General features: G+C 65.8%; 22 protein-coding genes. 11 read left to right on the forward strand and 11 right to left on the reverse strand.

The window, feature by feature from the left end; translation table 11 throughout:
* Nucleotides 1-267: 267 nt before the first annotated feature.
* The 4 genes from BA190_RS02980 to hemW all read left to right on the forward strand — a co-directional run bounded on the left by BA190_RS02980 (nt 268) and on the right by hemW (nt 3,761).
* Nucleotides 268-858 (forward strand): biotin transporter BioY, encoded by a 591-nt coding sequence (locus tag BA190_RS02980; RefSeq protein WP_068282363.1) that lies wholly within the window; start codon nt 268-270, stop codon nt 856-858.
* Nucleotides 855-1,280, forward strand: a complete 426-nt coding sequence (locus BA190_RS02985) for a DUF1284 domain-containing protein (RefSeq protein ID WP_068282366.1) — start codon at nt 855-857, stop codon at nt 1,278-1,280. The genes BA190_RS02980 and BA190_RS02985 overlap by 4 nt, the downstream gene beginning before the upstream one ends.
* Before the next feature lie 40 nt (nt 1,281-1,320).
* Complete coding sequence (locus BA190_RS02990) at nt 1,321-2,481, forward strand: enolase C-terminal domain-like protein (protein ID WP_068282369.1); 1,161 nt, start codon at nt 1,321-1,323, stop codon at nt 2,479-2,481.
* A gap of 119 nt (nt 2,482-2,600) precedes the next feature.
* Nucleotides 2,601-3,761, forward strand: coding sequence for a radical SAM family heme chaperone HemW (gene hemW / locus BA190_RS02995; protein WP_068282375.1), 1,161 nt, complete (start codon nt 2,601-2,603; stop codon nt 3,759-3,761).
* Here the strand turns inward: hemW and BA190_RS03000 are convergent.
* Together BA190_RS03000 and BA190_RS36405 are read right to left on the reverse strand one after the other, a co-directional pair.
* Nucleotides 3,706-4,479, reverse strand: a complete 774-nt coding sequence (locus tag BA190_RS03000; protein WP_068282381.1) for an AcvB/VirJ family lysyl-phosphatidylglycerol hydrolase — start codon at nt 4,477-4,479, stop codon at nt 3,706-3,708. The genes hemW and BA190_RS03000 overlap by 56 nt on opposite strands.
* A gap of 4 nt (nt 4,480-4,483) precedes the next feature.
* Nucleotides 4,484-4,891, reverse strand: coding sequence for a hypothetical protein (locus BA190_RS36405; protein ID WP_068282384.1), 408 nt, complete (start codon nt 4,889-4,891; stop codon nt 4,484-4,486).
* Nucleotides 4,892-4,985: 94 nt separating this feature from the next.
* Between BA190_RS36405 and BA190_RS03010 the strand changes: the two genes are divergently transcribed.
* A complete protein-coding gene (locus BA190_RS03010) occupies nt 4,986-5,354 on the forward strand; it encodes a GFA family protein (RefSeq protein WP_068282387.1) in 369 nt (122 codons plus the stop codon).
* Between the two features lie 9 nt (nt 5,355-5,363).
* Here BA190_RS03010 and BA190_RS03015 read toward each other — a convergent pair whose 3' ends face one another.
* Nucleotides 5,364-5,672 carry a putative quinol monooxygenase gene (locus BA190_RS03015; protein WP_068282389.1) on the reverse strand — a complete coding sequence of 103 codons (309 nt, stop codon included), beginning with the start codon at nt 5,670-5,672 and terminating at the stop codon, nt 5,364-5,366.
* A 139-nt stretch (nt 5,673-5,811) separates the two neighbouring features.
* Here BA190_RS03015 and BA190_RS03020 point away from each other — a divergent pair, with 139 nt between their 5' ends.
* Nucleotides 5,812-6,636, forward strand: a complete 825-nt coding sequence (locus BA190_RS03020) for an alpha/beta fold hydrolase (RefSeq protein WP_068282392.1) — start codon at nt 5,812-5,814, stop codon at nt 6,634-6,636.
* 6 nt (nt 6,637-6,642) lie between these two features.
* Here the strand turns inward: BA190_RS03020 and BA190_RS03025 are convergent, their stop codons facing one another.
* Both BA190_RS03025 and BA190_RS03030 read right to left on the reverse strand, forming a co-directional pair.
* Nucleotides 6,643-7,344 (reverse strand): hypothetical protein, encoded by a 702-nt coding sequence (locus tag BA190_RS03025; RefSeq protein WP_068282397.1) that lies wholly within the window; start codon nt 7,342-7,344, stop codon nt 6,643-6,645.
* Nucleotides 7,345-7,472: 128 nt separating this feature from the next.
* On the reverse strand, nt 7,473-7,901 hold the full coding sequence (locus tag BA190_RS03030) for an organic hydroperoxide resistance protein (protein ID WP_068282400.1): 429 nt from the start codon (nt 7,899-7,901) through the stop codon (nt 7,473-7,475).
* Nucleotides 7,902-8,164: 263 nt separating this feature from the next.
* On the opposite strand from BA190_RS03030, the gene BA190_RS03035 reads away from it, so the two are divergent.
* Nucleotides 8,165-8,638 carry a MarR family winged helix-turn-helix transcriptional regulator gene (locus BA190_RS03035; RefSeq protein WP_068282403.1) on the forward strand — a complete coding sequence of 158 codons (474 nt, stop codon included), beginning with the start codon at nt 8,165-8,167 and terminating at the stop codon, nt 8,636-8,638.
* 11 nt (nt 8,639-8,649) lie between these two features.
* Here the strand turns inward: BA190_RS03035 and BA190_RS03040 are convergent, their stop codons facing one another.
* The 5 genes from BA190_RS03040 to BA190_RS03060 all read right to left on the reverse strand — a co-directional run bounded on the left by BA190_RS03040 (nt 8,650) and on the right by BA190_RS03060 (nt 12,530).
* The gene (locus BA190_RS03040) at nt 8,650-9,606 is read right to left on the reverse strand and encodes an ornithine cyclodeaminase family protein (protein ID WP_068282407.1); all 957 of its coding nucleotides are present in this window, start codon (nt 9,604-9,606) and stop codon (nt 8,650-8,652) included.
* 144 nt (nt 9,607-9,750) lie between these two features.
* Nucleotides 9,751-10,119: a LapA family protein gene (locus BA190_RS03045; protein ID WP_068282410.1), complete on the reverse strand. Its 369-nt coding sequence runs from the start codon at nt 10,117-10,119 to the stop codon at nt 9,751-9,753.
* A 131-nt stretch (nt 10,120-10,250) separates the two neighbouring features.
* Nucleotides 10,251-10,538 carry an integration host factor subunit beta gene (gene ihfB, locus BA190_RS03050; RefSeq protein ID WP_068282414.1) on the reverse strand — a complete coding sequence of 96 codons (288 nt, stop codon included), beginning with the start codon at nt 10,536-10,538 and terminating at the stop codon, nt 10,251-10,253.
* 166 nt (nt 10,539-10,704) lie between these two features.
* Nucleotides 10,705-11,661 (reverse strand): signal peptide peptidase SppA, encoded by a 957-nt coding sequence (gene sppA / locus BA190_RS03055; RefSeq protein WP_068282416.1) that lies wholly within the window; start codon nt 11,659-11,661, stop codon nt 10,705-10,707.
* Nucleotides 11,662-11,747: 86 nt separating this feature from the next.
* Entirely contained in the window at nt 11,748-12,530 is a 783-nt protein-coding gene (locus BA190_RS03060) for a helix-turn-helix transcriptional regulator (protein ID WP_082979414.1), read from the reverse strand.
* A 175-nt stretch (nt 12,531-12,705) separates the two neighbouring features.
* On the opposite strand from BA190_RS03060, the gene BA190_RS03065 reads away from it, so the two are divergent.
* The 3 genes from BA190_RS03065 (at nt 12,706) to typA (ending at nt 16,035) form a co-directional block, all read left to right on the forward strand.
* Nucleotides 12,706-13,473: a class I SAM-dependent methyltransferase gene (locus BA190_RS03065; protein WP_068282420.1), complete on the forward strand. Its 768-nt coding sequence runs from the start codon at nt 12,706-12,708 to the stop codon at nt 13,471-13,473.
* Between the two features lie 183 nt (nt 13,474-13,656).
* Nucleotides 13,657-14,067 carry a GFA family protein gene (locus BA190_RS03070; RefSeq protein WP_068282424.1) on the forward strand — a complete coding sequence of 137 codons (411 nt, stop codon included), beginning with the start codon at nt 13,657-13,659 and terminating at the stop codon, nt 14,065-14,067.
* Nucleotides 14,068-14,208: 141 nt separating this feature from the next.
* A complete protein-coding gene (typA, locus tag BA190_RS03075) occupies nt 14,209-16,035 on the forward strand; it encodes a translational GTPase TypA (protein WP_068282427.1) in 1,827 nt (608 codons plus the stop codon).
* A gap of 423 nt (nt 16,036-16,458) precedes the next feature.
* Here typA and epmA read toward each other — a convergent pair whose 3' ends face one another.
* Complete coding sequence (epmA, locus tag BA190_RS03080; RefSeq protein ID WP_068282430.1) at nt 16,459-17,508, reverse strand: EF-P lysine aminoacylase EpmA; 1,050 nt, start codon at nt 17,506-17,508, stop codon at nt 16,459-16,461.
* 93 nt (nt 17,509-17,601) lie between these two features.
* On the opposite strand from epmA, the gene BA190_RS03085 reads away from it, so the two are divergent.
* Complete coding sequence (locus tag BA190_RS03085; protein ID WP_068282432.1) at nt 17,602-18,336, forward strand: M48 family metallopeptidase; 735 nt, start codon at nt 17,602-17,604, stop codon at nt 18,334-18,336.
* The last annotated feature ends 6 nt before the right edge of the window (nt 18,337-18,342 follow it).

The raw sequence follows: 18,342 nt of genomic DNA on the forward strand, positions 1-18,342 counted from the left end.
GGGGAGAGGATGGAGGTGAGGGGCTACGGACGGCGTCAGTTTGTGAGGTCGCGCCGCCCCTCATCCTTACCTTCTCCCCGTAAACGGGGCGAAGGGGGGGCCGGCCTCGCGCCTCTCGCCTCTCGCCTTATCTTAGCGCCTATGGACGAGGACGTCCGCGCTCCCGGGAATACTCCTGCGCTTCACCCGGATATTGCCAATCGCCTCGTTTTGTGACCTCTATAGATTATCGGATTCAAGATTATCTATAATTTGCGCGGAGTTCCCATGTCGCACACCGTCACCTCCTCCCTGGCGCCGGCTTTCAGCCCCCTCGACATCTCTCGGCGCTCGCTCGGCTGGCAGGCGGCTGCCGTGGTCGCGGGCACGGCCGTACTGGCGCTGGCATCCCATATCCAGGTTCCCATGTTCCCCGTGCCGATGACCATGCAGACGCTGGCCGTCACGCTGATCGGCGCGCTCTATGGCTGGCGGCTCGGCGCCATCACCGTGCTGGCCTGGCTGGCCGAAGCCTGGATGGGCCTTCCGGTCACCGCGACGGGAAGCATCGGCACCTTGCTGTTCGTCGGCCCGACCGCCGGCTACCTGATCTCCTTCCCGCTCGTCGCCGCTCTTTGCGGCTTTCTGGCCGAGCGTGGCTGGAACGGCAACCGCCCGGTTCTCGCCTTCGCCAGCATGGCGCTCGGCAATCTCATGTGCCTTGCCATCGGCGGCGCCTGGCTTGCTGCACAGATCGGCCTCGAGAAGGCCTTGCTGCTCGGCGTCGTCCCCTTCCTGCTCGGCGGCCTGTTGAAGTCGGTCATCGGCGCCGTCACGCTGACGGCTCTCGCACGCGGCAAGGCCGGCAACGCCCGGTGACGGTGCGGCTTCGCGCCCACCATCTCCTCTGCATGCTGACCTATGTCGGCAAGGGATACAGCCCCGGCTTCGTCGCCAATTACGACGCCATCGCAGCGCGACTGAGCCAGGGGGAAGACATCGTGATCGTGGCGGGGCCGGACGACATCTGCGCCCCGCTCGTACAAGAACCCGATTCGCATTGCCACGAGCCGCGGATCGACCAGCGCGACGAACTCGCCATCCGCGATGTCGGCGCCCTGATGCGCATGTCCGTCCGCACCGGCACCCGCATCACCCTGACCCCTGCCCTGCTGGCCCGCTTCCGGGGCGCCTTCGTCGCCAATCTGACGCGCTCGGCCTGTGTGGGCTGCGAATGGTCGGGCCTGTGCAGTGAAGTGGCCCGTGACCGCTACCGGGACTCGCGCGTGCAGCGGGATTGAAGCGGCAGCGCACGAACCGGCCCACCTTGCGGGATCAGCCATGCGTATTCTCGACATCCGCGAACGCAGCATCCCGATCTCCCGCTATGCCGGCCCGGCTCAGCCGGGCGGACTGACCACCAGCATCGTCGCCATTCTCACCGACATCACCCGCGCCGGCCGGCCTCTCACCGGCTATGGCTACGCCTCGGTCGGCCGCTATGCCCAGAGTGGGTTGATCCGCGAGCGCTTCGCCCCGCGCCTCAGGCAGGCTCCGGCGGATGCCCTGTTGGGAGAGGACGGGAGTCTCGATCCGTTCAGGGCCTGGCGGGCGATGATGGCGGGCGAAAAACCCGGCGGGCATGGCGAGCGCTGCATCGCGGTCGGTGCCCTCGACATGGCGTTGTGGGACATCGCCGCCAAGACCGCCGGCCAGCCGCTTCATGCCCATCTGGCCGATCGGCTCGGCAGCGCCCCTGCCGGAAGCGGCAGGGTGCGGGTCTATGCCGGCGGTGGCTATCTTCATCCCCAAAACGACCTCGTCATGCTGGCCGACGAGATGCGCCGCTTCGCCGACCTCGGCTTCGTCAATGCCAAGATGAAGATCGGCAGCGCCGGCCTCGACCAGGATTTCCGGCGCATCGAGGTGGCCGCCGCCGCGCTGGGAGCGGCCGGCCGTCTCGCCGTCGACGCCATGAACGCCTATGACCGGCCGGCAGGCCTGGAGGCGGCTGCCCGGCTTTCGCCCCTGGGCCTGTGGTGGTTCGAGGATATCTGCGACCCGCTCGACTTCGAGACCCAGTCCACCCTGGTATCGGCCTATGCGCCGCCCATCGCTGCGGGCGAGGCCCTGTTTTCGGCGGCGGAAGCTCGGCTCCTTGCCCGCCATGGCGGCCTGCGCCCGGATCGGGACGTGCTGCTGTTCGACCCCGTGCATTGCTACGGCCTGCCCGGCTATCTCCAGATCATCGAGGCGATGACCGATCAGGGTTGGGAAAGGCAGGCCTTCTGGCCGCATGGCGGGCACCTGTTCGGCCTGCATCTCGCCGCGGCGCTGGGCCTCGGCGGCGCCGAGGTCACGCCCTTCGCCTTCCACCCCTTCAACGGCCTCGCGGATGACAGCGCGGTCGCGGAGGGCTACGCCTCGCTGCCGCAGGCCGAAGGGATCGGCTTCGAGGCGAATACAGCACTGAAGCAGTTGTTCGGGGAGCTTGCGGGGTAGTTCCCTTGGAGCGCGGACATCTTGTCCGCCTCTTCCACACGGCGTAGCGCTTCCAAGAGCGGACAAGATGTCCGCGCTCCGGGATTGACGTAGCCCCGAGCAACTGCCACTTGAGCCCAATGATCCCCACATCCCTCGAGCCCGGCTTCGGCGTTTACGTGCATTGGCCGTTCTGCCTGGCCAAATGCCCCTATTGCGACTTCAACAGCCATGTCCGCACCGGCGGCGTCGACCAGGCCGGCTATGTCGAGGCCTATCTCAAGGAAATCGCCCACATGGCCGCCATCGCGCCGGGGCGGCAGGTGCAGTCGATCTTCTTCGGCGGCGGCACGCCCTCGCTGATGGAACCGAAGACGGTCGGTGCCATTCTCGATGCCATCGGCGGGGCCTGGACCATAGCCCCCGATGCCGAGATCTCGCTGGAAGCCAATCCGACCAGCGTCGACGCCACCCGCTTCGCCGGCTACCGCGCCGCCGGGGTCAACCGCGTCTCGCTCGGCGTTCAGGCCATGAACGACGCCGATCTCAAGCGCCTGGGGCGCATGCATTCGGTGGCCGAGGCCATGGCGGCCGTCGAGATCGCCGCCAAATCCTTCGAACGCTATTCCTTCGACCTGATCTATGCCCGCCCGGACCAGCAGCCCAGGGATTGGCAGGCCGAGCTCGACCAGGCCATCGACCGGGCGGCCGAACACCTCTCGCTCTACCAGCTCACCATCGAGCCCGACACCATGTATGAGCGCCTGGTCGCCGCCGGCAAGCTCATCCCGATGCCGGACGAGGATGCCCGTGTCCTGTTCGATATCACCCGCGAGACCTGCGAGCGGCGCGGCCTGCCGGCCTACGAGATCTCCAACCATGCCCGCCCCGGCGCCGAGTGCCGGCACAATCTGGTCTATTGGCGCTATGGCGAATATGCCGGCATCGGCCCCGGCGCCCATGGCCGCCTCATCGATGCCGAAGGTGTCCGTCGGGCGCTGTCGACCGAGCGCAGCCCGGAGAAATGGCTCGCCGGCGTGCGCGAGCGCGGCCATGGCCTCGTCGACGACCAGGCCCTGACCGCGGACCAGCAAGGCGACGAAATGCTGCTGATGGGTCTGCGCCTGGCCGAGGGCATCGATCTCACCCGCCTCGCCCGGCTGCGCGGCCGGCCCATGGCGGAGGCGACGCTGACGGGCCTGCAGCAAAACGGCATGATCGAACGCCGGGACGATCGCGTCCGCGTTACCCGCGCGGGCTTTCCGCTGCTCGATGCGGTGGTGGCCGAGCTGGCGGCCTGACGGCCAGCTGGCGCAGGATCGCCTGCGCCACGGCGCCGGCGTCGCCGTTACGGTCATGCCCACCCGGCCGTGCGATGCGCTCGGCGCCGGCAAGCTGAGGCAGGATGCAGGCGCTATGCTCTTCCCGGCCATAGAGGCAGACCACCTTGCGAACGGGTAGCTGGCGGAGCATCGGCGCGACCGGCCTGTCGTCCGCAGCCGGCAGGTCGAGCATTTCCAGCAGCGAAATGCGGAAATTGGCCTCCGGCAACAGGCCGACCAGGGCAATCAGCCCGGTCTCCCGTTGCGTCCTTGCCGAAAGCAGGGGCCAGGCGAAAGGCAGCGCATCGGCACCGAAGGAATAGCCGGCCAGGACGAAGCGTCTGGCATGCCAGCGCCGGCGATAGACGGCCAGGATACGCTCGATGTCCCGGGCGAGTTCGGCTGGCGAGCGCCCGGTGAAGAAGTAGCGGCGCGCATCGAGCCCGACGACGCCGATGCCCGCCCGGGCGAGGCGGCGGGCCAGGCTCCGCTCCAACCCGCCCCAGCCAGTGTCGCCCGACAGGAACAGCACCAGCGCGCCCTGCCCGGACGGCGCGGCCGAAACCACGAGGGGCAGGTCCGAGAGGCCGTCATCGCTCACGAAGGATCGGGCCGAAGCAATTTGTCCCAAGCCGAGCAGCACCAGGCCGGATGCCAGCCCCGAGACAGTGGCGCGCCAGACGGACCGCCGGGGCAAGCGGCTACCCGGCCTGCCAGGGTTCGACCAGACCCTGGCGCAGGGCCTCGCTATAGGTCCCCTTGTCGATGGTGCCGACGATGTCCTTGTCGAAGGCGATCTCGATGTTGAAACGATGGTGCGCCGAAAGCTCGCGCAAATGCTCGATCAGCGCCATGGCGCCGGCAAAGTCGGCTTTCTCGCCGGCGATGGTGTCTCCGGCCAGGCTGGCGCGCACCGGCAGTTCCACCGCGCAGCCCATATCCGGATCGGTTTCGCTGACCTTGTGCTTGAAGGCATCCGGCGCTTCGATCGGCCAGTCCACGCCATCGGCGAATTCTTCGATCTCATCGATGATATCGTCCATCGCCTCCTCGCCGGCAATGCCGAGAAGGTGGAAGGTCAAGGTGTGGATCTTGCGGGCGGCGCTCATCAAGCTCTCGTTTCGGCGCAAACGCTGCTGACAGGAAGTTGGCAGCAGACTGAGTCTATCAAGAGCTAGCGCGAAGATCGGGAAGGAACAAGCCATGGCTCTCAAGGGCAGCTGTCATTGCGGCGGCACCACATTCGAATTGAGCGAGGCGCCGCAGGAGGTGACGCGTTGCACCTGCAGCTTCTGCTCCAAGCGCGGCTCGCTCTGGGCTTACTGCAAGCCCGAACAGTTCCGCTTGACCTCGCCGCCCGAGCGGGTGGCCACCTATCGCTGGGGCTCGAAGACCATCCAGCACCATTTCTGCGCAACCTGCGGCTGCGGCACTTATACTGAGACGCCGGACTGGTCGACCGGCGCGCCCGATTTCGACAATCCCAAGATCAGCATCAATGCCCGGCTCTTCGACGATTTCGATTTGGAGGCCGTGCCGGTCACGGTGATCGACGGCAAGAATTTGTGGTAGGGGCAGCGCTCAATCCTTGCGATCGACGCGCAAGGGCTGCCAGATCGAGACTTCGCGCGGCTTGGCCAGCAGCTCCGGCAGGGCCTCATGCCAGGCCTGCCGATAGGGACGATGGAGCTGCACGTCCAGCACGTCCTGGTGATCGACCCAGGTTTCGTGCAACAGGAAACGGCAGGGGTCGTCGGGGTCGCAATGCAGCGTGGCGTTCACGAAATTCTCTTCGTGGCGCATGGCATCCAGCAGTTCGTTGAGCATGACGAGAAAGCGCTCGCGCTGCTCAGGCTTGACGGTGCCGGTGATCAGATAGGTCACGCTCATTCGACTGTCCTCCCGCGGCATTCCCGCCGCAACACCACCGACAGTAGCGACTTGGCCGGGGAAGGCGATTACCTGCCGGGTAATCGCCGAGCGCCGCATGACCGGGCAGGATCGGGCCTCTCAACCCGGAGGAACCGCCATGACTGCACCTTTCGTCGAGATTGCCGACGGCCACCGCCTTTTCGTCCGCGACTGGGGCCGGGGCGCTCCCGTATTGCTGCTCGCCGGCTGGGCGATGGATTCCAGCGTGTGGGCCGAAACCATGATCGGGCTCAACGCCCAGGGCCTGCGCACCATCGCCTATGACCGCCGCGGCCATGGCCGCTCCAGCGATCCCGGCCGCGTCGATTTCGACGCGCTGGCCGACGACCTCGCCGCGGTGATTACCCAGCTCGACCTCACCGATCTCACCGTGGTCGCTCATTCCTGCGCCGCCGGCGAAGTGCTGCGCTATGTCGGCCGTCACGGGGCCGATCGAATCGGGCGCATCGTCATGGTCGGAGCCCAGGGTCCATGCCTGCCCGCCGGGCCAGGCAACGAACAAGGCATTCCCAGGGAAGCCATCGAGGCCTTGATGGCCGAACTCGCCCACAATCTGCCGGCCTGGCTCGACGCCAATATCGAGCCCTTCGCCCCCGGAGCCGACCGACGCGCGCTGGACCGGCTGATCGACGGCGTATTCGGCTGTTCCCGGCGCGTGCTGCTCGATCTGCAGCGCGCGATCGTGGAGGCGGATTTGCGCACCGAAGCCGCCGCCCTCGCGCTGCCGGTGACACTGATCCATGGCGACCGCGATGCTTCGGCGCCGCTGGACCTCACAGGCAGGCGCTACGCAGCCCTGATCCCAGGCGCCGATCTGCTGGTCTATGAGGGCGTCGCCCATGGCGTGATGGTCACCCATGCCACCCCTCTTGCTCGGGACATTGCCTGCATCGCCGCGCGTCTCACGCCTCTGGCGGCCTAACCTCGCCTATTTCTTCGACTGCAGGCAGTTCGCCGGAAGCGCCGGATTGCCGAACCAGATCTCGAAGGTGTTGGGGCGCGAATCGCGCGCTCCGCTCCAACTCGTCGACAGGTCCTTGGCGGTGAGCTGCAGGCCGACGGTAGCGAACAAATCGGCCAGAGCCTCGGCGCGCTTGCGGTCGGACGCCTTGAAATAGCGCAGTTCATGCGTCTCGCCCGACCATTTGGCCAGTACCACCGACGGGAAGGTGATGGCCGACTTGTCGCCGTCCTTCATCTCGTCGAGCAAAATGCCGGCGCAGGGGCGCTGGCTGTCAGTGAGCGCATGTACGAAGACGCGGCTCGGCAGCCGGGCGGTGGCCTCCTCATAGGCCGATTTCACCGAATTGTTGACCAGGGACGCCTTCTGCACCGCGCTCTCCAGCAAAGGCAGCAGGTCGCGATCGGAAGAGGAGTTGGCGTAGTCGAGCTGCGCGGTGATGAATTCCACCGGCACCTTGTCGTTCTTGAGGAGATATTCGAACATGGCGACGCCATATTTGCGCTTCTCCGGCGCGGCGTCCGTCATCAGGTCGATCATGGTGCGCAGATCGGCGAGATTCTGCTGCCAGCGCGTATAGTACCAGCCGATTCCGGCTACGGTGAGCGGAATCAAAGCCGTCGACAGGAGTTGCGGCAGGATTTCACGCCAGGGGCGAGGCAGCGACATGGGGGAACTCCGAGCAGAGTTCCCTGCTTAGCGCCGAATCAACACACCAGCCATGCCGCTCGCAGGGCGGGCGCGCGTCCCCCACAGGATCTGCGCGCCCGATCCGTACGCCGCTCGCGAACGCGGCCTCAGACCACGCTGAGGCGGACGTCGAGATTCTTGCGAGTCGCTTCCGAGTAGGGGCAGACGATATGGGCCTTGGCGACGAGATCCTCGGCGCGGGCGTGCTCGATGCCCGGCAAAGCCACCGCGAGAGCAACGTCGAGGCCGAAACCGGCGCCATCGTCACGCGGGCCGATGCCGACCGTGGCGGTGACGCTGGCATCCTCGGGAAGGGCAACCTTTTCCTTGCCGGCCACGAAGCGTAGCGCGCCCATGAAGCAGGCGGCATAGCCGGTGGCGAACAATTGCTCGGGATTGGTGCCGGGCCCCCCGGCGCCGCCCAGTTCCTTGGGCAGGTCGAGCTTGACCGAAAAATGGCCATCCACGGTACCGGAACGGCCACCGTCACGGCCATTGTGATCGGAACGGGCAGCGGTGGTGTAGAGAACCTTCATGACAGAACTCCCTTCGGGGATTGAACACAGAGACATATATCGCACACATTTATATCGTGTGCGATATTTATTTTGCCGACCGAGACGATTTTTATCGGTAAAGCCTGCGAAAATGATTCTGCCTCCCTGTCGCGTGCGATATGATTCGCAGCTGATAGCCGCCGGTCATGTCTTGCAGCCGGCATCGCGACGATTGAAAGTGCGTCACGCATTTGCTGACATCCACACGTTACGTCACATGCGTTGCGCCAGAGGAGGCACCGATGGAACCGTCTTCCAACGAGTTTACGCCACTGCTCTTGCAGAACCAGCTTTGCTTTGCGCTCTACGCCGCCAACAATGCCTTTGGCCGCTCCTATAAACCCCTGCTCGACCCGCTCGGCCTGACTTATCCGCAATATCTGGTCATGCTCTGCCTGTGGGAGCGGGATGGGCTCAAGGTCGGCGAGATCGGCACTCGGCTCTTCCTTGAGACCAACACGCTCACCCCCTTGCTCAAGCGCCTGGAGGCAGCGGGGCTGCTGAAGCGCCGGCGCGACAGCCATGACGAGCGCCAGGTCCGCATCTCCCTGACGGCCGAAGGCAAGGCCCTGCGCGAGAAGGCCCGGGCCGTGCCATCCCAGATCGCCGCCACCACCGGCCTCGAAGCCGGCCAGGCCGGGGCCCTCAAGGACTGGCTGGAATGGCTGCGCGAAGCCCTGGACCTGCATCAGAAGCAGGAAAGCGACGCCGCCTGAGGCGGCGCTACTCAGCCCCTGCCGCCAGCCTTCTTCCACACCAGGATCGCCGCCGCGAGGTCCTCCACCGCGCTGCCGATCGACTTGAACAACGTCAATGATTCGCCCGATGCCCGGCCGCCATGATTGCCACGGGCGAGATCGGCGAGAGTGGCCTGGATATCGTCCCGGCCGATGGTACCGGTCTTGAGGGCCAGCGCGATGTCGCCGCCCTCGGTCAGGGCGCTCGGCGTGTCGATGAACAGGTCACTGGCACGCACGGCCTCGTCGTCGGCTTCGCGCATCTGCAAATTGAAGGCGCCGACCAGGTCCAGATGCATGCCAGGCCGCAACCAGGCGCCCTTGACCAAGGGCAGGTTCGATAGCGTGGCACAGGACACCACGTCGGCCGCGCGCACCGCCCGTTCGAGATCCGGCTCATAGCGGGCCGCGATCCCCTGCTGCACCAGTTCCTCGACCAGCTTTTCCGCACGCTCCGCCCGGTGGTTCCAGATCGCCACGTCGCGGATCGGCCTCTGGCTGGCATGGGCCCGGATGAGGAAGGGCGCCAACGCGCCCGCGCCGACCATGGCGAGACGGCTCGCCTCCGGACGGGCGAGATAGGAAGCGGCGAGGCCGGAGGCTGCGGCCGTGCGCCAATGGGTCAGCCGGGTGCCGTCGATCGCGGCCAGGGGCTCTCCGGTTTCTCCCGACATCAGCACATAGGTGCCGAGCACGGCCGGCAGGCCGCGGGCGCCATTGGCCGGGAATACGTTCACCAGTTTCGTGCCGAGATAGGCGCCCGGCCCCGGTGCGTTGGCACTCCAGGACGGCATGATCAAGGCGGTGGCCGCATCGGCGCCATGGCCGATTTCGAGATGCTGGCGCGGCGGCGTGACGAAGTCGGCGGCAAAGGCCGCGCGCAATGCTTCGATCAGGTCGGGAAAGCTGAGAAGGCCATCGATCTCATCGGCCGTGATGACGCGCATGGCTGTTTCGCCCAAGACAGCGAGAAGGGTCCGGCCGTGTGGCCGGCAGCAGCCAGTATAACCGATCCGGCTGCCGGAAGCAGGCAGGATCCGATGAAGAGGTTCCGAGAGCAGACGGGAGAGCCTGCTCTCGCATCAGGAGCCTCAGAACGGCACGCTCGAGGGCAGGATGGCGTGGCTGTCGCGCGATTCGGCCGCGGGAGTCGCCTGGCTGCGCAGCCGGTCGAGTTCGTTGCGATGGCGTTCGGCCTCGACCTGGGCAACCCGCGCGGCACGGCGAAAACGGCTCTGCTTCAACCAGACCGTGATGCCACCGATCAACATGCCGATGACCAGGACCCCGAACAGAATCAGGAACATCGGCAGATGCAGCGTGCTTGCTTCGGCCCCCGGTGCGCTCGGATCATAGGAGAGCGCCACGCCTTCGGCGATCCACTGCTTGTTCGCGATGGCAAAGGCCGCCATCACGATCAAGGCCAGGACCAGGATGAAATAATAGAATAGGCGCTTCATGGCCTGCCCCGCTCCGGCATGATCGCAAAAGCGTCCTTCGATTGCCCGGCATCGGCAGGAATCGCAAAGACGCATCCAGACAAAGAGTTAGAGCAAACGAGCATTCTCGCCAAGGCGCGCTTTGCTCTCGCTCAGGCCGGCGACTTGTTCAGCCGCAGCCGCATGTCCTTGCCGGTCTTGAAGAAAGGCACGTATTTCTCGTCCACGGGCACATGGGCGCCGGTACGCGGATTGCGCCCGATGCGGGCCGGACGGGATTTCACCGAAAAGGCTCCGAAGCCGCGCAGCTCGACCCGATCGCCCTTGGCCATGGCCTGGACGATCTCGTCGAGGATGGCATTGACGATATTCTCGATGTCGCGCTGATAGAGGTGCGGATTGGCTTCCGCAATCTTCAGAACCAGTTCGGATTTGATCATTTTCGTTCCCGTCAGTCGCCGGTCTTGTGAAGTTACGTTCGCTCGACGCGAATCGCGTCCAAGCTTCCCTTACAGCATGATGCGGATCGAACCCAAAGGCTCCCCCGTCCTTCGTCCTGGTTAGACACCCTACGCTGGTCCGGACAGACCGTGAGACACGAGTGACTCAAGGGTGCCAAACGGAAACAAGCCCGTCAAGCGCGGCCGGAGGCGTTTCAGGCGCGGAGCGGATGGCATCGCCCAGGCCGGCGAGACCGACACTGTCGGCGAGCCAGGCCACGCCCGTGCGCGCGAAGGGGAAGGAGGACGAGGTGGAAGGCTTGTCCCAATCCTCGACCGGCAGCGCCTTCATGCGAGGCTTGTCCTTGCCGAGCCAGGCGATCGCCGTGGCTTCGTCGCCCATTTCGTCGATGAGCTTGAGGTCGAGCGCCTGCTTGCCGGTGAAGACGCGCCCATCGGAGACGGCGGCAAGGCCGGCATCGTCGAACTTGCGGCGATCCTTCACCAGATCCTTGAACCAGCCATAGGTGTCATTGACCACCGACGCCAGGGCCGCGCGGGCTTCGGGGCTGGTCGGCGTGAAGCCGTCCGGTGCGGCCTTGAGCGGCGACGATTTCACCGCCTCGACGCTGACGCCGATGCTGTCGAGCAGCTTGGAGACATTGGGATATTGTACCAGCACGCCGATCGAGCCGACCAGGGACGAACGCCGGGCCACGATATGGTCGGTGCCGACGGCGGCCATATAGGCGGCGGACGCCCCCAGCCCATCGATGAAGGCCACGGTCGGCTTGCTGGCCGAGAGCTTGCGCAGGCCGTCATAGAGTGCCTCGCCGCCCGATGTCGTGCCGCCGGGCGAATTGATGCGCACGATCACGGCCTGGGCCTGCGACTGGGCGATCTGATCGAACAGCTTGAGGTTGGCGGTCTGGTCGCCGACGAAGCCGTCGAGCTTGATGCGGGCGATATGCGGGCTGCGATGCTGCAGGGCACTGGTGCCCGCAATGGCGAGATAGGCCACCACCAACGCAATGGCCAGGAACAGGAACGCCAGCACGCGCCAGACGGAAAGCTTGCGGCGCAGGACACGCCTGTCGACCAGGAGATCGGTCTCTAGGGACATGGAGGTATACCCTTGGGGAAATCGGCCCGAAACCTAGCCGAGCGACAGGGCCGCGGCAAGGCGAGCCGTGTCCAAAGCCCGGACGGCTACACCAGCATCACGAATTTCAGGTCGGGACGCGTCGTCGGATTGAGCGTGATCTGCTGGAATTCGAGCGCACCGCGCGTGGGATGATTGAAGCGCCGAAGCCCGCCCTCACGGCCGATCACGCTATGAATCGGCCAGGCCTGCGCGAAAAAGGGGCTTCGCGCCGCAAGGCTGCCGACCAGGGCCTGCATCGCCTCCTCCTCGATATGATGGCCATAGTCGATGCGGAACTCGGCGATCACCCGCCGGGCCCGTCCCTCCCAATCCTCGATCAGGTCGCGGGCCGCCGGGCTGAGGAAGATATAGGCGAGGAGATTGCGGTCATGGTCGCCATCGAGCCACCCGGTGAAGAGTTCGGCCGCGTGCGCATTCCAGCCGAGCGCATTCCACAGATGATCGAGCAGATAGGCAGGGCCGGCAATCGTTTCGAGGGCGGCGAGCAGCGCCGGCGAAGCCGCCGGCTCGGCCTCGGCGCTGGCTTGCGGGTCGCGCTTGCCCGCGAGGTCGAAGAGATAGGCCCGCTCGGCGGGGGAGAAATTCAGCACATTGGCGAGCCGGCCCAAGGCATGGGCCGAAAGCGAAATATCCCGCCCCTGCTCCAGCCAAGTGTACCATGTGGTCGAAAGCCCGGCGAGCTGGGCGACTTCCTCGCGCCGCAGGCCCGGCGTGCGCCGCCGCGCCCCACCCTGCAGGCCAAAGAGGTCGGGTGTGAGCCGGGCGCGCTGGGACCGCAGGAATTCGCCGAGCTGCTGGCGGCGCGCCTGATCCGACTCCGTTGTCATGGCAACTTTCATACCAGGATAAAAAAGGATCTGGTACCAGTGTAAATCAGAATCTAGAGACGTTCCAGTGTGGTCTCGGGCGCCGGGCGAGCTTCAATCAGGACAGTTGCTGCCCTGTATCGCATCTTCGCATTACAACGCTTCAGCCGCGTGTTCAGTCTTTGGAGGAAGAGCCATGGCCCGATCGGTCACCCTGGAAAACCTGGTCACAAGCCAATTCGGCTCCCAGGCTGCCGCCTATGTCGCCAGTTCCGTTCACGCCAAGGGCGAGGATCTCCGGCTGGTGGCTGAGGCGATCGCGGCCCGGCACCCCTCCCGCGTGCTGGATCTGGGCTGCGGCGGCGGCCATGTCAGCTTTGCGGCCGCGCCGGTCGCGGCCGAGGTCGTCGCCTACGACCTCTCCTCGGAAATGTTGGCGGCCGTCGCCGAGGAAGCGGCCAGGCGCGGCTTTGCCAACATCGCAACCCGCCAGGGCTCGGTCGAGCAACTGCCTTTCGCCGACGCCAGCTTCGACATGGTGCTGAGCCGCTATTCGGCCCATCACTGGGGCGACGTGCCGGCCGCCTTGCGCGAGGCCTTCCGGGTCCTGAAGCCGGGTGGCACGCTGGTGATGGCCGATGCGGTGGCGCCGGCGCGGGCCGTCTGCGACACCTTCCTGCAGGCGTTCGAGATGCTGCGCGACCCCTCGCATGTGCGCGACTACTCGATCCGGGAATGGCAGGCGATGCTCGCCGCTGCCGGCTTCACGGTGACGGCGACCACGCCCGGGCACCAGCCCCTGGAGTTTTCCTCCTGGATCGCCCGCATGCGCACACCGCCGGTCTTCGTCGAGGCCATCCGTGCCCTGCAGGCGGCGATGTCGGAGGAAGTGCGCCAGCATTTCGCCGTCGAGGCGGATGGCTCCTTCGTCCTCGACAATGCGGTCTTCGTGGCGCAGCGCTAGGCTTTCCGCCCTGTCAGCCGACGCTCGCCCAGTCCCTGCGGTATCGGCCTCATCGCCGATGAAAGCCGATACCGCAGGTCTTCATCCGAACATCGTCCTGTAAAACCAACCTCCCCCATCGTCGCGCGAAGCTGTAAGCTGCGAGGGAAGGCCGCGCGTCGCCGGCCCGGGGGAGGGGATGCCATGGCCTTGCTGACCGGCGGCTGCGAATGCGGGGCCATCCGCTACGAGGCGCAGGAAGCGCCCTTCGATGCCGGCTGGTGCCATTGCCGCATCTGCCAGCGCATCTCGGGCGCGCCGGCCCAGCCCTGGGCGCTGTTTGCCGCCGGGGCTTTCGCCTATGTGAAGGGCGAGCCGCGCGTCTATCATTCCTCCAGTTTCGGGGAACGGCATTTTTGCGGCGAGTGCGGTGCCTCGCTCGGCTTCCGGCTGCGCGAAAATCCGACCGAGATCAGCATCAATGCCGGCACGCTCGACGATCCCTCGCTGGCGGCGCCGCGCAAGCATATCTGGACCCGTAGCCAGGTTTCCTGGTTCGCCACGGCGGACGATCTGCCGACATTCCTGGAATACGAGCCGGAAAAGGACGGCTAGGAAAGTGCGATTGCGCCGTTACTTGCCGGCTGCGCCATTGCCGCGCCCCCCTCTCCTGTGATATTGCGGCGCAAAATCCGACAGACGATCCCTTTTGAGCGCGGCCAATATCCCGGCTGGCGCAGGAACCCGGTTTAACCTATGCAACTTCGCAACATCGCCATCATCGCCCACGTCGACCATGGCAAGACCACGCTGGTCGACCAGCTGCTGCGGCAGTCCGGCGCCTTCCGCGACAACCAGCGCGTGGCCGAGCGCGTGATGGATTCGAACGACCTCGAAAAGGAACGCGGCATCACCATCCTGGCCAAGGCCACTTCGGTGGTGTGGAAGGATACCCGCATCAACATCGTCGACACCCCCGGCCACGCCGATTTCGGCGGCGAGGTCGAGCGCATCCTCAACATGGTCGATGGCGCCATCGTGCTGGTCGACGCCGCCGAAGGCCCGATGCCCCAGACCAAGTTCGTGGTGGCCAAGGCTCTCAAGATCGGCCTCAAGCCGATCGTCGCCATCAACAAGGTCGACAAGCCCGACGCCCGCACCTCCGAAGTGATCAACGAGGTGTTCGACCTGTTCGCCGCGCTCGACGCCACCGACGAGCAACTCGACTTCCCCATCCTCTACGGTTCGGGCAAGCAGGGCTGGATGGGCAATTCGCCGGAAGCCGACCAGAGCGCCGGCATGGCCCCGCTGTTCGACCTCGTGCTCACGCATGTCGCGCAGCCCACGGTCGAGCCGGGCCCCTTCCGCATGCTCGCCACCATCCTGGAAGCCAATCCCTATCTCGGCCGCGTCCTGACCGGCCGGATCTCGTCGGGCGTGCTCAAGCCGAACATGGCGATCAAGGCGATGTCGCGCGACGGCAAGGTGATCGAGCAGGGACGCGTTTCCAAGGTGCTCGCCTTCCGCGGCATCGAGCGCCAGCCGGTCGAGGAAGCCGAGGCGGGCGACATCGTCGCCATTGCCGGCCTGACCCAGGGCACCGTGGCCGATACCTTCTGCGCGCTCGAAGTCACCGAGCCACTGGTGGCCCAGCCGATCGATCCGCCGACCGTGTCGATGACCTTTACCGTCAACGATTCCCCGCTCGCCGGCACCGAGGGCGACAAGGTGACCAGCCGCGTCATCCGCGACCGCCTGCTCAAGGAAGCCGAGGGCAATGTCGCGCTGAAGATCGAGGAATCGGCCGACAAGGATTCGTTCATCGTCTCCGGCCGCGGCGAACTCCAGCTCGCAATCCTGATCGAGGTGATGCGCCGCGAGGGCTTCGAGCTCGGCGTCTCCCGCCCGCGCGTCGTCTTCCAGAAGGACGAGGCGACCGGCGAGATCCTCGAGCCGATCGAAGAAGTCGTGATCGACGTCGACGAGGAATTCTCCGGCGCCGTGGTGCAGAAGATGTCGGAGCGCAAGGCCGAGATGATCGAGATGCGCCCCTCCGGCGGCAACCGTCAGCGCCTGGTCTTCCACGCCCCGACCCGCGGCCTGATCGGCTATCAGAACGAGCTCTTGACCGACACCAAGGGCACCGCCGTGCTGAACCGCCTGTTCCATGCCTATGCCCCGTTCAAGGGCGAGGTGGCCGGCCGCCGCAACGGCGTCTTGATCTCCACCGATGCCGGCGAGGCCGTGGCCTATGCGCTGTGGAACCTGGAAGATCGCGGCCCGATGATGATCGAGCCCGGCTGGAAGGTCTATCAGGGCATGATCGTGGGTGAGCACACCCGCGAGAACGACCTGGAAGTCAACGTGCTCAAGGGCAAGAAGCTCTCCAACGTCCGCGCCTCCGGCAAGGACGAGGCCGTGCGCCTGACGCCGCCGATTCGGATGACACTGGAGAAGTCGATCGCCTGGATCCAGGACGACGAGCTCCTGGAAGTCACGCCGAAGTCGATCCGCCTGCGCAAGGCCATCCTCGACCCCAACGAGCGCAAGAAGGCCGACCGCGCCAAGGAAGCGGCTGCGTAAGGGCCGACGAACGAATGCTGAAAAGGGCCGGTCCTACGATCGGCCCTTTTCTTTGCGAAGATGGAGCGGTGTGGCGACCGGCTGGGACCGCGGACGTCTCGTCCGCTCTTGGAAACGCTGCGTTTGCCGGAAGGGAAGAGGCGGACGAGACGTCCGCGGTCCCAGGCACGACGCTTCCTGCGTAAAAAAACCGCCGACCTCGGGAGCGTTTTGCGATTTGACGGAATGGCGTCAACTCGCAAAGACGCTCAGGGCCGGCGGGTGCAATGAGGTCTCTCGCGGATCAAGTTCGTGCCGCGTCAACGGCATGGGATGGAAGCTCACAACTCCTTTTGTCGAGATTGTGGCCTCCGGCGCACCATATCCCCGCTATTCACAGGCCGAAGCGTTTTGCGATTTGCCGGGATCGGTGAATCGCGACGCCTATTTACTCTCGGCAACGGGTGTCCAGATTACCTGGTCGATGCGGCTGGCACCCGTCGCCAGCATGGCGAGCCGGTCGAAGCCCAGCGCAATGCCGCTGGCCTGCGGCATGATGGCGAGGGCGGCCAGGAAATCCTCGTCGATCGGGTAGCGCTCGCCATAGACGCGCTCCTTCTCGTCCATCTCGGCCTGGAAGCGGCGACGTTGCTCGTCGGCATCGGTCAGTTCGCCGAAGGCATTGGCGAGCTCGACACCGCAGGCATAGAGTTCGAAGCGCTCGGACACGCGCGGATCATGGGCCGTGCGGCGGGCCAGCGCCGCCTCGACGCCCGGATAGTCATGGAGGATGGTGGCTCTTCCCTGGCCGAGATGGGGTTCGATCTTCTGCACCAGCACGCCGGAATAGATGTCGGACCAAGTGTCATCCTCGGCCACGCGCAGGCCGGCCCGAACAGCGGCCGCGGCCAGGGCGTGGCGGTCGCTGCCGCCATCCCGATCGAGCGTCGCCAGGAGATCGATGCCGGCAAAGCGCTCGAAGGCCTCTGCAACGCTGAGCCTTTCGGGCTCGGCGAAGGGATCCGTCTCCACGCCACGATAGCGGAAGCGCATCAGGCCACCGGTTTCGGCGGCCAGTGCCAGCAGGCGGGTACAATCGTCCATCAGCGCCTGATAGGGTTCACCGCTGCGATACCACTCCAGCATGGTGAATTCGGGCGAATGGGTCCCGGTGCGCTCGCGGTTGCGGAAGGCCTTGGCGAAGGTGAACAGGCGCTTCTCCCCGGCCGCCAGCAGTTTCTTGCAGGCGAATTCCGGCGAGGTGTGCAGATAGAGCCGCCGTACGCTGAGATCGGCATCGATCAGGTCGGTGGCGAAGGCATGCAGATGCGCCTCGTTGCCGGGCGAGACCTGCAGGATCGAAGTATCGACCTCGGTGAAATCCCCGGCCATGAAGAAGCCGCGCAACGCCGTCATCAGCCGGTTGCGTCCGATCAGGAAGGGTCGGCGATCCTGATGAGCCGATGGCTGCCACCAGGGCGTGGGGAAAGGCATGGCGGATCCTTTGCGATGGATTGCCTCGCCCCTACGCCAGCCGCGGCAAAACCGCAATCCGGGTTATGATGTCGCCTCCAAGCTGATTCGAGCATGATATCGCTGTTCCGACGCAATCCGACGCCCCAACCCGAGCAGATCACCGTGCGGATCGGGGCGACGACCTATCCCGTCGCCGTCAGGCGGCTGGTTTCGGCGCGCCGCTACACGCTGAGGGTCCGTACGGCCCAGCGCGACATCGTGCTCTCCATGCCGGCGCGCGGCAGCCTGACCACCGCCAAGGCCTTTGCCGACAAGCATGCCGGCTGGATCGCCCTGAAACTGGCCAAGCTCGCCCAGGACGTCAGCTTCGCCGACGGCGCCATGGTGCCCTTCCGCGACGTGCCGCACCGCATCGAGCATCGCGAGGGCCGCGGCACGGTGAAGATCGAGGCTTGTTCTCCGCCTGTCCTCGTCGTGCATGGCGATATCAAGCATTTGCCGCGCCGGATGACCGACTGGCTGAAGAAACAGGCCCTGCGCGAATTGCAGGCAATCGTCGCGCGCCATACCGCGGCGCTCGGCGTCAAGCACGGCCCGATCAGCGTCAAGGATACCACCAGCCGCTGGGGCTCCTGCTCCTCGACCGGGGCGCTCGCCTTCTCCTGGCGCCTGATCCTGGCACCGCCCTTCGTGCTGGACTATCTCGCCGCGCACGAGGTTTCGCATCTGAAGGAAATGAACCACTCGCCCCGCTTCTGGCGCCTGTGCCACCAGCTCTGCCCCCGCACCGAAGAAGCCCGGGCCTGGCTGAAGTCGCACGGCGCAGGGCTGCATCGCTACGGTTGAGAAGAC

Source organism: Labrys sp. WJW (assembly GCF_001676615.1).
GTDB classification, from domain to species: domain Bacteria; phylum Pseudomonadota; class Alphaproteobacteria; order Rhizobiales; family Labraceae; genus Labrys; species Labrys sedimenti.